Source organism: Pseudomonas imrae (assembly GCF_046352735.2).
In the GTDB taxonomy this organism is placed as follows: Bacteria; Pseudomonadota; Gammaproteobacteria; order Pseudomonadales; family Pseudomonadaceae; genus Aquipseudomonas; species Aquipseudomonas imrae.
The window spans coordinates 4,131,057-4,144,461 of record NZ_CP110853.2 but is presented as its reverse complement, the minus strand read 5'-3'; the positions used below and the strand labels follow the sequence as shown (position 1 = coordinate 4,144,461).

The following is a 13,405-nucleotide window of genomic DNA, read 5'->3' as shown; positions in this document are numbered from 1 at the left end:
ATAAGGCGGCTTTTTTATGTGGCGTATATAAGCGTCAAGCGAACAGCGCCAGGTTTTTGATCATTTCAAGGATGTGTATCGTGAACCGCGTAATGCCTAAAAAAGGTGCCGCCGGCATTGCCGCTGCCGTGGCTGAAAGTGTCCAATACCAGGGTCGCAAGGCCAGCCGCCAAGGCAGTGAGCAGCGCCGGCAAGACATTCTCGACGCCGCCATGCGCATTGTCGTGCGCGATGGGGTGCGGGCCGTGCGCCATCGCGCGGTCGCGGCAGAGGCTGGGGTGCCGTTGTCGGCCACCACGTATTACTTCAAGGATATCGATGACCTGCTCACCGATACCTTTGCCCAGTACGTCGAGCGCAGCGCGGCCTTTATGGGCAAGTTGTGGGCGCGCAATGAAGGCTTGCTGCGGGAAATGGTTGCCTATGGCGATGGCAGCGCCGAATCGCGCTCGCAACTGGCCGATGATATTGCGAAATTGACCGCCGACTATGTGCTGCGCCAACTGCTTACCCGTCGCGAGTACTTGATGGCCGAGCAGGCATTCCGCCAGGAAGCCTTGTTGAATCCGCGCCTGGCCGATCTGGTACGTTCCCACCAGCAGATTCTATTGCAAGGCACCGGGCAGTTTTTCCAGGTATTGGGCTCCCGCGAGCCGGAGCAGGATGCCAAAGTGTTGACGGCGATTATCAGTCGGATGGAATATCAGGGCCTGCTGTTCGAGCCCGAGTCGCTGACCGGCGAAGAAATGCTTGAGATTCTCAAGCGTTACATGCATTTGGTGTTGGCTTCGGTGTAATCACTACCCTGTAGGAGATCACCTTTTAATGAAAGCCTGGCGTGTCGTTGTGATCGCGTTGTCGTTCCTGCTGCTCAGCGGCTGCCTGGTGACCTTCAAGGATCCGCTGCCGGACCGCGAAGCGGCGCCCGCCGGCCTGCTTGGCAAATGGTCGAGCAAGAATGCCTGGGGCGAGCCGCTCAATCTGCAGATCAGCTACGTCGGCGAGCATCGCTACAAGGCCGTGAGCTACCCCAAGGCCAAGCCGGGCCAGCGCGATGAGTACCTGTTCACCGTGTCTAATCATGGGGGGCGCTGGTACCTGTCGGCGCCATTGCCCAAAGACTTTGGCGGTCATTTCCTGTTGGCAGGCTTTGAATTCAGCGAAAAACACGAGTTGGTGGTCTACAACCTCGATCTTGAGCAGGTCGACCAGGCCATCGCGCAGAAGGCCTTGAACGGGCGCACGGTTGAAACGGTCGAAGGCGACGCGACCTTGATCGACAGTCCCATGGCCCAGGTCTTTGCTTATCTGGATGACCCGGCCAACACTGATGTCTTTGTCGAAGCCGTGCGCTATCAACGCGTTGCTCAATAATGTTTAAAGAGGAAGTACCGGGTGGACGATTACCAGCAGACGATACGCACCTTGTCCGATCGAATCGTGCTGGCGCAAACACCGATTCGCGTCCTCGACGCCGTGAAGTGGGACGACAATATTCGCCAGGGGTTCCTCAAGGCCAAGGGCAAGGAAATGCCGGCGGTGAACCGTGACTATTACCTGAACCGGCCTTTGTCGTTCGATTCCAGTGCGGTAAAGCTGGAGTTCCAGAACATCGAGCGCGACATCACCCGCCAGTTGGGCCAGTTCAACCCGGTCGGGCAGATCATGCGCCGCATGTGCAAGGAATACCGCATGGTGGTACGCATGCTTGAGGCGCGGGGCACCGATGACTTCGGGTTGATCTCCCAGGAACTCTACGGCGCGGCTTCCGATGCTTTCCACGCTGGCGATCCGACGCTGGCTGACCTGGGCCTGATGCTGTCCGATTACCTGAACAATATCGATGGCCGTGGCGATCTCAAGGACGAAGCCAAGACCTTGACCGCCAAGGATGCCGTCAGCCTGCTGCAAAGTCGCCTGAACAAGGTATTTGGCGAGGCCGAGGAAACGATCCGGGTGTTCGAGTCCGATGGCATTGTCGCCGACGCGGCGGCGGGGGCGGACTACATCAAGATCCGCGCCGATGCGATGTTCAACGACCGCGACGTACGCGCCCTGGAAGTCCACGAAGGGCTGGTACATGTGGGCACCACGCTCAATGGCCAGAACCAGCCAATCTGCACTTTTCTCTCCAAGGGCCCGCCGTCGTCCACCGTGACCCAGGAAGGCCTGGCGATCCTGATGGAGATCATCACGTTTGCCTCTTATCCCAGTCGCTTGCGCAAGCTGACCAACCGCACCCGGGCGATTCACATGGTGGAGGAGGGCGCCGACTTCCTGCAGGTATTCGAGTTTTTCCGCGAGCAGGGTTTTGAAATGGCCGAAAGCTATGGCAACGCCAGCCGGGTGTTTCGCGGCTCGACGCCGACGGGGTTGCCGTTTACCAAGGATTTGTCCTATCTCAAGGGCTTTATCATGGTCTACAACTACATCCAGCTGGCCGTGCGCAAAGGCAAGCTGGAGCAGGTGCCGCTGTTGTTCTGCGGCAAGACCACCCTGGAAGACATGCGCACCTTGCGCCAACTGGTGGATGAAGGCCTGGTGGTGCCACCCAAATACTTGCCCGAGCAGTTCCGCGACATGAATGCATTGGCAGCGTGGATGTGTTTCTCCAACTTCCTCAATCACTTGAGCCTGGACCGGATCGAGGCGGACTACTCCAACATCCTTTAACCCCGCTCGAACTTGCCCGCGAAGGTCGCTGACGATAACGCGTCCATCTGGATAAACGCTGCGCCAGGGATCTTCGCAAGCAAGGGGCGTAGCTATTCAGGTTCAATCATGAGGTTTCAACGGATGAGAATCCTCGGCATTCTTTGCCTGCTACTGACCTTGGGCGGCTGCAGTTCGCTACTGTTCTATCCCGAACCCGGCCTGCCATTCACACCTGAGCAGGCCCGTCTGCAATACCGCGACGTCACCCTCACCAGCGCCGACGGTATCAAACTTCACGCCTGGTGGCTGCCAGCCAAGCCAGGTGTACCGCTCAAAGGCACGGTGCTGCACCTGCACGGTAACGGTGGCAACCTGTCCTGGCACTTGGGTGGCAGTTGGTGGCTGCCGCAGCAGGGGTATCAGGTGCTGTTGCTGGACTATCGCGGTTATGGCTTATCCGAAGGCAAGCCCTCGCTGCCGGCGATTTACCAGGACCTGGACGCCGCCTTCCAGTGGCTCGACCAGGCGCCCGAGACCCAGGGCCAGCCACTGGTGGTGCTCGGCCAAAGCCTGGGCGGCGCGTTGGCGGTGCACTATCTGGTGGAGCATCCCGAACGCCAGCATCGCCTCAAGGCGCTGGTGTTGGACGGAGTCCCCGCCAGTTATCGTGATGTAGGGCAATTTGCCTTGAGCACATCCTGGCTAACATGGCCGTTCCAGGTGCCGTTGTCGTGGCTGGTGCCCGACAGCGACAGTGCGATCCAGTCCATGGCACAACTGGGCGGCGTGCCGAAACTGTTGTTCCATAGCCTGGATGATCCGATCGTGCCGCTTTCCAACGGCATCCGTCTGTATCAAGCTGCGCCCCCACCGAGGGTGCTGCAATTGACCCGGGGTGGGCATGTGCAGACCTTCGCCGACAAGACTTGGCAAACGGTGATGCTGCGTTACCTTGACGACCCGCAGCACTTCAATGGCCTGCGCCGCCTGGGGGAAATTCCCAATTACCCGGTGGCGCCGAACTCCAGAACAGCACCATCAGAGAGCCCGCAATGAGCGAAGAACGCAATATGATCCCCCTGATTCTTACCGGTATCGGCACCATCATCGGCACCGTTGGCTGCCTGTGGTATTACGGCTACCTGCACTTTGCCAAGCCGCAGGATGCGCTGTTGCTCAGCGATTTCACCATGCTCAAGACCATTCCGGGCGAGGACTACAAAGTTTCCCTGACCCCGGCAGCGCAAGTGGCGCAGTGTATTGATGGCGTGCTGGTGATGTTCGACACCGAACAAAAAGGCTTGAGTGGCGTGCTGGTAAACAACAAGAAACAAGCGGTGCGCTGCATGGGCCAGGAGACTCCGCAACTAGAGCCATAAGCTGCGTTTCAAGCGCAACCTTCACGGTGCACGGCAGCAAGGGCGACAATGCGCTCATGGCGCACAGTGCTGCCGACGCAAAGGCCGGCGTAAAAACCCCTAGGCTGAAATTTCCTATCAATAGTGATCAGGGTTTCCTGCTGCTGAGTATCCCTTGCCTTTCTGTCATTCGGAAACGTGGAACCATTATTTGTAGGACGCCACATACCTGTCATCAGCATTGCTGCTGATTTTTTAACAGCTGACTGTGGAGTATGACTATGGGTATTGGTGCTCTTGGAAACGTGGGCGGTATAGGCAACATGATGTCTGGCCAGGGCGCACAGCAGGTCGGCCAGCAACAGCAAGGTGTCGGCCAGCAACAGCAAGGCGGACTTGATCCGGAAATGCTCAAGAAGCTTCTGGAGCTGATTATGGGCGGCGGTCAGGGCGCCCAAGGCGGTGGCGGTTCAGGTGGCGCCAATGGGGGGCAAGATATCGGGCAAATGCTTCAACAAATGATGAGTGGCCAGAAAGGCATGCAGGGGCAGCAAGGCCAAGGCCAGCCAAGCATGCATTCGATGATGCCTGCGGAAAACCCTAATAAAATCGGCGTTTAAAACATAAAAAGGGCCAGCTTGCTCTGGCAAGGTGGCCCTTTTCAAGACAGCCCCGTCTGCAAAAACGGGGCTTTTTCATGCAGCGTCAGGCAAGTTACCGAACCGACGAGCGTGGCTTGACCGGCTGGTTGTCGTTGGAAATGGTCACTTCAACGCGGCGGTTCATGGCACGGCCCGATACGCTGGAGTTATCGGCAACCGCGTAGGCTTTGCCGTAGCCGGCGGTCACGATGCGACTTGGGTTCACGCCCATCTTGATCAGTGCAACCTGTACCGAAGTGGCTCGACGCTCAGACAGGGCCTGGTTGTAGGCATCGCTGCCGGTGCTGTCGGTGTAACCTTCAACGATCACTTTGCGGTCTGGGTTTTCCTGAAGGAATTGCGCCAGTTTGTTGATGTTTACCAGGCCGCTGGATTTCAGGTCGGCCTTGTTGGTCGCGAACAGCACGTCGCCAAAGGTCACCAGGGTGCCGCGATCAGTCTGCTTGGCATTCAAGCTGTTTTGCAGCTGCTTGATCTGCGCGTCACGGGCTTCCAGCAGGGCGCGGGCGCGTGCATCGCCAGCGTTTTTCAGTTTGCCCTCGGACTCACGCAGGGCGATGGTGTCCTTGGCCACTTCAACGCGCTGGTTGGTCAGGTAGGCCAGTTGGTCGACTTTCTTCTCGTCTTCGTTGTTTCGGTAGGCTTTATCGGCCTTGTCCAGCCATTCGCCGGCGTCCTTGGTTTCCAGGGCGGCAATTTTAGTTGCCTGCGGGTTGGATTGCAGGGCCGAGAAGTTGGTCCGCGCATTTTCCAGGTTCGCGTTCGGCGGGGTGGAGCAAGCCGCCAGTGCAACGCTCATCGCCAGCAGGGCAGGGATCATCAATTGTTTACGCATGGTGGTGTCGTCCTTTCAATTCGATTTCAGGTGCAGTGCGATCAGAGGTAGCGCTTACTTGTGCTGGATAGCAGCAGGGCGCATGCCTTCCCGACGCAGTTCCTCAACAGCCTTCTGGGAATCCTTCACAGCCAGTTCAGCCTTGGCGGCCTGGGCCTTGCGCTCTGCAACGCGAGCATCCCATTCGGCTTGTTCGGCCAGGCGACGCGCTTGTTCGTAATTCTTGTCATGCATGGCCAGTTCGGCTTGCTTGAGCTTGTCCTGGGCCGCTTTCATTTCCACTGCGGCGAATTCGGTGCCGCCAGCGCTCACGGCGCTGTTCACCGCCGATTGGGTTACAGCGTACTGCTCGGTCGGCGGGTTGCCGGCACAGCCAGCCAGGACGAAGCTGGTACCGATTGCCAGCGCGGCCAATTTGAGCCCGCGCAGGTGGTTAAACGAGGATTTGGCAGTGCTGGTCTTCATTGTCTTCAACTCCATTGGATAATTCCTGAAAAAACATCAAATCCATCTGCCGTGGTCAGCGTCTGCAGTTCCGGCTGTAGCGCTCAGAATGTGTTTTCAAACGGCTGTTCCAGTGATGGCGTACTGGCTGTGACCCGAGGCTTTTTTGAATAGTTCAGCAAAGATGGCGATTTGCCCGAAAATAAATTCTGAAGAAATCTGACTGGGCGGTTAGCGCATGGCGACCAGCCCCGTTGGCGTACGAACAGGGTTCCCGGACTCTGGGGGAGTCCGGAAATCCCGGGGGAAGGTGTTTCTACGGGAATTTATCGGTGTTGCTGATTGTCGGGCAGCGATGACAGATCCTGCAGATAACGGCGCGAAAGCGACAGGAATCGTGGCGTAAGTCCTACATCTTCATACAGCGGGTCACCCTCTTCATCAGTGGCAACCACGTGCTTGCCCTTGATGTAGGGAAAGCTCGCTTCCAGCTCTTCGAGCGCCGCGCCGATCAGTTCACCGAGCAATTCCTCGGTATGACGTTTAGGGTACATCTCGCTGAGGGCGGCCAGTCTGGCGGCAGACTCCACGTCCAGGTGGATGGCATATTCGGTTTTGGTCAGGCGACCCTTGGCATTTTCTTCCCAATGTTGGGCCAGTTCTCGGATTTTCATGGCAACCTCAATGAAGCCCACGGTTGGCGGGCGGTGATGAGTGACCTGTGGCGAGGGGCTTTCCCCCCCCGATGGCCTGGCCGGGGGTTATTTGCATATCCCGGCACTGTTGAGACTAGCTGCATGCCGCAAGGTTTAAAGTCGATTGCACGGGTCCTTGTCAGACGCGGGCGTCGGCGGCACTCTTGTGGATCGAGGCGCCCCCGGATTTCTGGCTGGAGATTGGTTGATGAGCGATATCGATGCACGCTTGCGTGAAGATGTTCACCTGCTGGGTGAACTGTTGGGCAATACGATTCGAGAGCAATATGGCGACGAATTTCTCGACAAGATCGAGCAGATTCGCAAAGGCGCCAAGGCCGATCGCCGTGGCGCAGCCCCGGACCAGGCGGCCGGCGAAGAGCTGAGCGCCAGCCTCAATCAATTGCAGGAGGACGAGTTGCTGCCGGTGGCGCGGGCCTTCAACCAGTTCCTCAACCTGGCCAACATTGCCGAGCAATACCAACTGATCCACCGCCGCGATGAGTCCCGGCCAGCGCCTTTCGAGTCGCGGGTGTTGCCGCAGTTGCTGGCGCGTCTGCAGCGTGAAGGCCACAGTGGCGAATCCCTGGCCCGGCAGTTGGCGCGCCTGGATATCGAACTGGTCCTTACGGCGCACCCGACCGAAGTGGCACGCCGCACCCTGATCCAGAAATATGATGCGATTGCCGCGCAACTGGCCCTGCAGGACCATCGCGACCTGACCGGCGCCGAGCGCGAGCAGATCCGCCAGCGCCTGCAACGATTGATCGCCGAAGCCTGGCACACCGAAGAGATCCGCCGCATCCGGCCCACGCCGGTAGACGAAGCCAAGTGGGGCTTTGCGGTGATCGAGCACTCGTTGTGGCACGCGATCCCCAATTACCTTCGCAAGGCAGATCAGGCCCTGCACGCCGCCACCGGCCTGCGCTTGCCCCTGGAGGCGGCACCGATCCGTTTTGCTTCATGGATGGGCGGCGATCGCGACGGCAATCCCAATGTCACCGCCCCCGTGACCCGCGAAGTACTGCTTCTGGCGCGCTGGATGGCGGCCGACCTGTATTTGCGCGACATCGATCACCTGGCGTCCGAACTGTCCATGCAGCGCGCCAGCCCAGAGTTGCAGGCCAGGGTCGGTGACAGCGTCGAACCCTATCGGGCCTTGCTCAAGCAACTGCGCGAGCGTCTGCGCGCGACACGCAATTGGGCGCACGCCTCGTTGACTGCCATCACCCCGGCACCCGTCGAAGTGCTGCAAAACAACCGCGACCTGCTGGAGCCGCTGCAGCTGTGCTACCAATCCCTGCATGAGTGCGGGATGGGGGTGATTGCCGACGGACCGTTGCTTGATTGCCTGCGCCGCGCCGTGACGTTTGGCCTGTTCCTGGTACGCCTGGATGTGCGTCAGGATTCCAGTCGGCATTCGGCGGCCATGACCGAGATTACTGACTACCTGGGCCTGGGTCGTTATGAGGATTGGGACGAGGACGCGCGGATTGCCTTCCTCATGCAAGAGCTGGCCAACCGTCGCCCGTTGCTGCCCGGTTACTTCAAGCCATCGGCAGACACCGCCGAGGTACTCAATACCTGCAAGGAAATTGCTGCGGCGCCTGAGGCGTCCCTTGGTTCCTACGTCATCTCCATGGCGGGCGCGGCATCTGATGTACTGGCGGTGCAACTGTTGCTCAAAGAGTCCGGCGTACAGCGCCCGATGCGCGTGGTGCCGTTGTTCGAGACCCTTGCGGACCTGGACAACGCCGGCCCGGTGATCGAGCGTCTATTGCTGCTGCCGGGCTATCGCTCGCGGTTGCAAGGGCCGCAGGAAGTGATGATCGGCTATTCGGACTCGGCCAAGGACGCGGGCACCACCGCGGCGGCTTGGGCGCAATACCGTGCCCAGGAGCGCCTGGTGGAGATCTGTCGCGAGCAGCAAGTGGAACTGTTGTTGTTCCACGGTCGCGGTGGCACTGTCGGTCGCGGCGGCGGTCCGGCTCACGCGGCGATCCTGTCGCAACCGCCGGGGTCGGTGGCCGGGCGCTTCCGTACCACCGAACAGGGCGAAATGATCCGCTTCAAGTTCGGCCTGCCAGACATCGCCGAGCAAAACCTCAACCTCTACCTGGCAGCAGTACTGGAGGCGACGTTGCTGCCTCCGCCACCTCCGCAGCCGGCGTGGCGTAACTTGATGGATCAATTGGCAGCGGATGGCGTCAATGCCTACCGCGCCGTCGTGCGGGAGAATCCGCAGTTCGTCGAGTATTTCCGCCAATCCACCCCAGAACAGGAACTGGGCCGTTTGCCACTGGGCAGCCGCCCGGCCAAGCGCCGCGCCGGAGGCATCGAGAGCTTGCGCGCGATTCCGTGGATCTTCGGCTGGACACAGACCCGCCTGATGTTGCCGGCCTGGTTGGGCTGGGAAGCGGCGTTGAGCAAGGCGCTGGCGCGCGGCGAAGGTCAGTTGTTGGGGCAGATGCGCGAGCAATGGCCATTCTTCCGAACTCGTATCGATATGCTGGAAATGGTCCTGGCCAAGGCGGATGCCGATATTGCCCGGCTGTATGACGAGCGCCTGGTGCAGGACGACCTGCGGCCATTGGGCGCGCACTTACGCGACCTATTGTCGCAGGCGTGCGAGGTGGTGTTGGGCCTGACCGGCCAGTCGCAGTTGCTCGCCCACAGCCCAGACACCCTGGAGTTCATCCGCCTGCGCAACACCTACCTTGACCCGTTGCACCTGTTACAGGCCGAACTCCTGGCGCGGTCTCGCAAGCAGGAAGCGGCACAGGACAGCCCTCTGGAACAGGCGCTGCTGGTGTCTGTGGCCGGAATTGCGGCGGGGTTGCGTAACACCGGCTGACATTTTCAATGTGTTCTCAAGGGCTTGCAGATAAAATCGCCGGTTGCCCCTGAAGGAGGGCGCCGGCGGTTTTGTGTCGGGGTTGCGCCAAGGGATACCTCGACTAAAAGGCTTGCCCGACGCGGGTTCTTCCGACTTTTGGCGGCTTGTGTGGTTAGGGCCTGCTGTGTATCTTGATCAGCCTTTGGCCGTTTGGGCGGCCTGGACCCGTATTTTTACGAGCATATTTCTACGAGATTGGCCCCAAGCGGCGAATCCGAGCGTCATCTCTATAAAAAATTGAGGAGCACATCGATGCGCGTCATTCTGCTGGGAGCTCCCGGGGCCGGTAAAGGTACTCAGGCAAAGTTCATCACTGAAAAATTCGGCATTCCACAAATCTCCACCGGCGACATGCTGCGTGCGGCCGTCAAGGCTGGCACCGAGCTGGGCCTGATCGCCAAGAGCGTGATGGACAGCGGTGGCCTGGTCTCCGACGACCTGATCATCAACCTGGTCAAGGAGCGCATCAGCCAGGACGACTGCAAGAACGGTTTCCTGTTCGACGGCTTCCCACGCACCATTCCCCAGGCTGAAGCCCTGGTGAAGGCCGGCGTAGAACTGGATGCCGTGGTCGAGATCGCCGTCGAAGACGAAGAGATCGTCCAGCGCATTGCCGGTCGCCGTGTCCACGAAGCCTCGGGTCGCGTTTATCACACTGTCTACAACCCACCCAAGGTTGAAGGCAAGGACGATGTCACTGGCGAAGATCTGGTACAGCGTAAAGACGACACCGAAGAGACTGTGCGTCATCGCCTGTCGGTCTACCACTCACAGACCAAGCCGCTGGTGGATTTCTACCAGAAGCTGTCGGCAGCTCAAGGCAAGCCGAAGTACAGCCATATCCCAGGCGTTGGCTCGGTTGAAGCGATCACCGCCAAGGTGATGCAAGCGCTAAGCTGATCCAGCGATTGGCTTGACGTTCAACGGCCCGCTTGCGGGCCGTTGTTGTTTATACTGGCGCACTTTCTTCAAATTTGGACGCAAACACCGATGAGCACCTTGCTGGCCCTGGACACCGCGACTGAAGCTTGCTCCGTTGCCTTGCTGCACGATGGCAAGGTAACGAGCCATTACGAGGTGATTCCGCGCCTGCACGCGCAAAAGCTGCTGCCAATGATCAAGCAATTGCTGCTCGATGCAGGCACGACGTTGTCGGCGGTGGACGCTATCGCCTTTGGTCGTGGACCGGGGGCGTTCACTGGCGTGCGCATCGCCATTGGTGTGGTGCAGGGCCTGGCCTTTGCACTGGAGCGGCCGGTGTTGCCGGTGTCCAACCTGGCGGTACTGGCGCAGCGGGCGTTGCGCGAACATGGTGCACGCCAGGTGGCGGCCGCCATTGATGCGCGCATGGATGAAGTCTATTGGGGTTGCTACCGTGAAACCGCTGGCGAGATGCGGCTGGTGGGTGTCGAAGCGGTGCAGCCGCCTGAAATGGCAGCCTTGCCTGGGGATGCCAGTGGCGACTGGTTTGGTGCGGGCACCGGTTGGGGTTATGCGCAGCGGATCGCCGTGCAGCCCGAAGGCCAGGATCGCACCATGTTGCCTCACGCCGAAGACCTGCTGGCCCTGGCGCGGTTTGCCTGGGAGCGGGGCGAGGCGATCCCGGCAGATCAGGCGCAACCGGTATATCTGCGCGATAAGGTGGCGGCGACCAAGGCTGAGCGTCAGGCTGCAAAGTAGTCATTGTGATCGCGGCGAATCACCGCCAATCGTCAGAAACCGTGCCCCTGTTTAAACCTTTACGTATTTATATGTTCTAGTGATCACCAGAGCATTTGCGCGCCATGGAAAGGCTCGCTAAATTGCCATCACTGATACCGAGTCTGCATCATGCGTATAGACGGCTTCTCATCCCAGTCCTACCCACTCAAGCGCAAGCCACGCAAGGCAACCGTGACGGTAGGCGAGTCCGTCGAAGACTCTCCCGATTTCATTGAAGTCCACTCTGAAATATCCCCGGGCCCTGCCGGCTCCGCCAATGGCGCGCGTGTCGGTGGTGTGCCTGCGCGTCAGCAAGACATGCTGTTCCCGCGCTCGATGAGCAAAAGCGTGGCCACGGCCCTGGCCAGCTACCTGACCACTGCCGGCTTTGTCGAATGGGATATGGAAGTGCTGGGCCTTGATATCTACATCTGATGTTGCTGCCGTACTACCTCGGTTGCCCGTCCTGGAGTGAGAACGCCTGGCGTGAGTACCTGTATCCGCAGGACGCGCGCGCCAATGAGTTTCTCGGGCTTTACTCCCAAGTCTTCAATGCCGTAGAGGGCAATACCACGTTCTATGCGCGGCCCTCGGTGGCCACGGTGCAACGCTGGGCCGAGATCATGCCCGCGCACTTCCGGTTCACTGCCAAGTTTCCCGGTGACATCAGCCACAGTGGTGACTTGCTCGCGCAGTTGCCGGCAGCGGAAAGTTTTCTTGGCTTGATGAACCCGCTGGGGGAGCGAATTTCTCCGCTGTGGTTGCAACTGCCCGCCACCTTTACCCCGCAGCGCCTGGGCGAGCTGGCGGGCTTTATCGACGGCCTGGAGCACCCGTTGGCAGTGGAAGTGCGCCATGACGCATTCTTCGACAAGGGCGATTCCGAACGTATGCTCAATCGTCTGTTGCGTGACCGTGGCGTGGAACGCATCTGCCTTGATCCGCGCGCGTTGTTCAGTTGCACCTCGACCTCAGCCGCAGTGCTGCATGCTCAATCCAAAAAGCCCAAGGTGCCACCCCGTCCGGCGGCGTTGACGCAATTCCCCCAAGTGCGCTTTATCGGCCATCCAGAACTGGAGGCCAATGATCCCTTCCTGGTGCCGTGGATTGAAAAAGTCGCCGGCTGGATCGAAGAAGGTCGCACTCCTTACGTATTCCTGCATACCTCCGACAATCGCCTGGCGGCTCAACTGGCCATGCGCTTTCATGAAAAACTGATGGTGCGGTTGCCCGGCTTGCCGGCCCTGGCGCAACTACATCGTGAACCTGCGATGGAGCAACTGGGGTTACTCTAGGGGCGTTATCAATCTTTCTCGCCAGGAGTCAGTCATGGATGCTCAAGCCCTTCGCGCCGAAACCTTCAAGTCCCTGCACGAGCGTGATCGTGCATTCGTAATGCCCAATCCGTGGGACGCCGGCTCGGCCAAAATGCTTGCCAGTCTCGGTTTTGAAGCCTTGGCCACCACCAGTGCCGGCTTTGCGTTCAGCCTTGGGCGTCCGGATGCCGAAGGGGCGCTGTCGTTGGAAGACACGCTGGGCAATGCCGCGATGATTGCCCAGGCCACCACGCTGCCCGTGGCCGCTGACCTGGAGAACGGTTTCAGCGATACGCCACAGGGCTGTGCCCAAACGATTCTACGGGTGGCCGCTACCGGCATAATCGCAGGCTCCATCGAAGATGCCACCGGGATTACGGTCGATCCTATCTACTCCTTTGACCTGTCCGTAGAGCGCATCGAGGCCGCCGTCGCCGCCGCGCGCAGCTTGCCGTTTGCGTTCATGTTGACTGCCCGCGCGGAAAACCTCCTGCATGGCCGGCTGGATTTGCCAGACACCATCCGCCGCTTGCAGGCCTACGCCGAAGCGGGTGCCGACGTGCTTTACGCCCCCGGTTTGCGCAGTGCCGAAGAGGTGCTGGCGGTGGTGCGCGCCGTGGCGCCAAAACCTGTGAATGTATTGATGTCCGGTGGCCTCAAACTGTCGGTGGCGCAGTTGAGCGAGATGGGGGTCAAGCGCATCAGCGTCGGCTCGGCCATGGCGTTGGCAGCGTATGGCGAGTTCTTCCGGGCCGCCCGGGAGATTCACGAAACGGGCACCTTCGCCTTTACCGAGCGCTCGATGCCGTTCAGTCAGGCCAATCAATTGTTCAAGGGTTGATC

Annotated in this window: 15 protein-coding genes; 12 read left to right on the top strand and 3 right to left on the bottom strand. The window is 59.8% G+C overall.

The window, feature by feature from the left end:
• The first annotated feature begins 92 nt into the window (after positions 1–92).
• The 6 genes from OQ460_RS18840 to OQ460_RS18815 all read left to right on the top strand — a co-directional run bounded on the left by OQ460_RS18840 (position 93) and on the right by OQ460_RS18815 (position 4,633).
• A complete protein-coding gene (locus tag OQ460_RS18840) occupies positions 93–797 on the top strand; it encodes a TetR/AcrR family transcriptional regulator (protein ID WP_410022052.1) in 705 nt (234 codons plus the stop codon).
• Between the two features lie 28 nt (positions 798–825).
• Entirely contained in the window at positions 826–1,374 is a 549-nt protein-coding gene (locus OQ460_RS18835) for a hypothetical protein (RefSeq protein ID WP_410018887.1), read from the top strand.
• Positions 1,375–1,395: 21 nt separating this feature from the next.
• Positions 1,396–2,673 carry a flavohemoglobin expression-modulating QEGLA motif protein gene (locus OQ460_RS18830; protein ID WP_410018886.1) on the top strand — a complete coding sequence of 426 codons (1,278 nt, stop codon included), beginning with the start codon at positions 1,396–1,398 and terminating at the stop codon, positions 2,671–2,673.
• A 123-nt stretch (positions 2,674–2,796) separates the two neighbouring features.
• Positions 2,797–3,711, top strand: a complete 915-nt coding sequence (locus tag OQ460_RS18825) for an alpha/beta hydrolase (protein ID WP_410022051.1) — start codon at positions 2,797–2,799, stop codon at positions 3,709–3,711.
• Entirely contained in the window at positions 3,708–4,034 is a 327-nt protein-coding gene (locus OQ460_RS18820; RefSeq protein WP_410018885.1) for a hypothetical protein, read from the top strand. The genes OQ460_RS18825 and OQ460_RS18820 overlap by 4 nt, the downstream gene beginning before the upstream one ends.
• A 260-nt stretch (positions 4,035–4,294) precedes the next feature.
• Positions 4,295–4,633, top strand: coding sequence for a hypothetical protein (locus tag OQ460_RS18815; protein ID WP_410018884.1), 339 nt, complete (start codon positions 4,295–4,297; stop codon positions 4,631–4,633).
• Positions 4,634–4,727: 94 nt separating this feature from the next.
• Here the strand turns inward: OQ460_RS18815 and OQ460_RS18810 are convergent, their stop codons facing one another.
• The 3 genes from OQ460_RS18810 to OQ460_RS18800 all read right to left on the bottom strand — a co-directional run bounded on the left by OQ460_RS18810 (position 4,728) and on the right by OQ460_RS18800 (position 6,628).
• The gene (locus OQ460_RS18810) at positions 4,728–5,510 is read right to left on the bottom strand and encodes an OmpA family protein (protein WP_410018883.1); all 783 of its coding nucleotides are present in this window, start codon (positions 5,508–5,510) and stop codon (positions 4,728–4,730) included.
• Positions 5,511–5,564: 54 nt separating this feature from the next.
• On the bottom strand, positions 5,565–5,990 hold the full coding sequence (locus tag OQ460_RS18805; RefSeq protein WP_410018882.1) for a DUF4398 domain-containing protein: 426 nt from the start codon (positions 5,988–5,990) through the stop codon (positions 5,565–5,567).
• A gap of 290 nt (positions 5,991–6,280) precedes the next feature.
• Positions 6,281–6,628 carry a pilin assembly protein gene (locus OQ460_RS18800; RefSeq protein WP_410018881.1) on the bottom strand — a complete coding sequence of 116 codons (348 nt, stop codon included), beginning with the start codon at positions 6,626–6,628 and terminating at the stop codon, positions 6,281–6,283.
• 229 nt (positions 6,629–6,857) lie between these two features.
• Here OQ460_RS18800 and ppc point away from each other — a divergent pair, with 229 nt between their 5' ends.
• The 6 genes from ppc to OQ460_RS18770 all read left to right on the top strand — a co-directional run bounded on the left by ppc (position 6,858) and on the right by OQ460_RS18770 (position 13,403).
• Positions 6,858–9,503, top strand: coding sequence for a phosphoenolpyruvate carboxylase (gene ppc, locus OQ460_RS18795; RefSeq protein ID WP_410018880.1), 2,646 nt, complete (start codon positions 6,858–6,860; stop codon positions 9,501–9,503).
• A 294-nt stretch (positions 9,504–9,797) separates the two neighbouring features.
• Positions 9,798–10,445, top strand: a complete 648-nt coding sequence (gene adk, locus OQ460_RS18790) for an adenylate kinase (RefSeq protein WP_410018879.1) — start codon at positions 9,798–9,800, stop codon at positions 10,443–10,445.
• Positions 10,446–10,535: 90 nt separating this feature from the next.
• On the top strand, positions 10,536–11,225 hold the full coding sequence (gene tsaB, locus OQ460_RS18785; RefSeq protein WP_410018878.1) for a tRNA (adenosine(37)-N6)-threonylcarbamoyltransferase complex dimerization subunit type 1 TsaB: 690 nt from the start codon (positions 10,536–10,538) through the stop codon (positions 11,223–11,225).
• Between the two features lie 150 nt (positions 11,226–11,375).
• Entirely contained in the window at positions 11,376–11,681 is a 306-nt protein-coding gene (locus OQ460_RS18780; RefSeq protein WP_410018877.1) for a hypothetical protein, read from the top strand.
• Positions 11,681–12,541 (top strand): DUF72 domain-containing protein, encoded by an 861-nt coding sequence (locus tag OQ460_RS18775; protein WP_410018876.1) that lies wholly within the window; start codon positions 11,681–11,683, stop codon positions 12,539–12,541. Before OQ460_RS18780 ends, OQ460_RS18775 begins: the two co-directional genes overlap by 1 nt.
• A 34-nt stretch (positions 12,542–12,575) precedes the next feature.
• Positions 12,576–13,403: an isocitrate lyase/PEP mutase family protein gene (locus tag OQ460_RS18770; RefSeq protein ID WP_410018875.1), complete on the top strand. Its 828-nt coding sequence runs from the start codon at positions 12,576–12,578 to the stop codon at positions 13,401–13,403.
• Positions 13,404–13,405: the final 2 nt, after the last annotated feature.

Coding starts and splice junctions, on each gene's coding strand:
- OQ460_RS18840 (WP_410022052.1), top strand. CDS start 93: ATGCCTAAAAAAGGTGCCGCCGGCATTGCCGCTGCCGTGGCTGAAAGT.
- OQ460_RS18835 (WP_410018887.1), top strand. CDS start 826: ATGAAAGCCTGGCGTGTCGTTGTGATCGCGTTGTCGTTCCTGCTGCTC.
- OQ460_RS18825 (WP_410022051.1), top strand. CDS start 2,797: ATGAGAATCCTCGGCATTCTTTGCCTGCTACTGACCTTGGGCGGCTGC.
- OQ460_RS18820 (WP_410018885.1), top strand. CDS start 3,708: ATGAGCGAAGAACGCAATATGATCCCCCTGATTCTTACCGGTATCGGC.
- OQ460_RS18815 (WP_410018884.1), top strand. CDS start 4,295: ATGGGTATTGGTGCTCTTGGAAACGTGGGCGGTATAGGCAACATGATG.
- OQ460_RS18810 (WP_410018883.1), bottom strand. CDS start 5,510: ATGCGTAAACAATTGATGATCCCTGCCCTGCTGGCGATGAGCGTTGCA.
- OQ460_RS18805 (WP_410018882.1), bottom strand. CDS start 5,990: ATGGAGTTGAAGACAATGAAGACCAGCACTGCCAAATCCTCGTTTAAC.
- OQ460_RS18800 (WP_410018881.1), bottom strand. CDS start 6,628: ATGAAAATCCGAGAACTGGCCCAACATTGGGAAGAAAATGCCAAGGGT.
- ppc (WP_410018880.1), top strand. CDS start 6,858: ATGAGCGATATCGATGCACGCTTGCGTGAAGATGTTCACCTGCTGGGT.
- adk (WP_410018879.1), top strand. CDS start 9,798: ATGCGCGTCATTCTGCTGGGAGCTCCCGGGGCCGGTAAAGGTACTCAG.
- tsaB (WP_410018878.1), top strand. CDS start 10,536: ATGAGCACCTTGCTGGCCCTGGACACCGCGACTGAAGCTTGCTCCGTT.
- OQ460_RS18780 (WP_410018877.1), top strand. CDS start 11,376: ATGCGTATAGACGGCTTCTCATCCCAGTCCTACCCACTCAAGCGCAAG.
- OQ460_RS18775 (WP_410018876.1), top strand. CDS start 11,681: ATGTTGCTGCCGTACTACCTCGGTTGCCCGTCCTGGAGTGAGAACGCC.
- OQ460_RS18770 (WP_410018875.1), top strand. CDS start 12,576: ATGGATGCTCAAGCCCTTCGCGCCGAAACCTTCAAGTCCCTGCACGAG.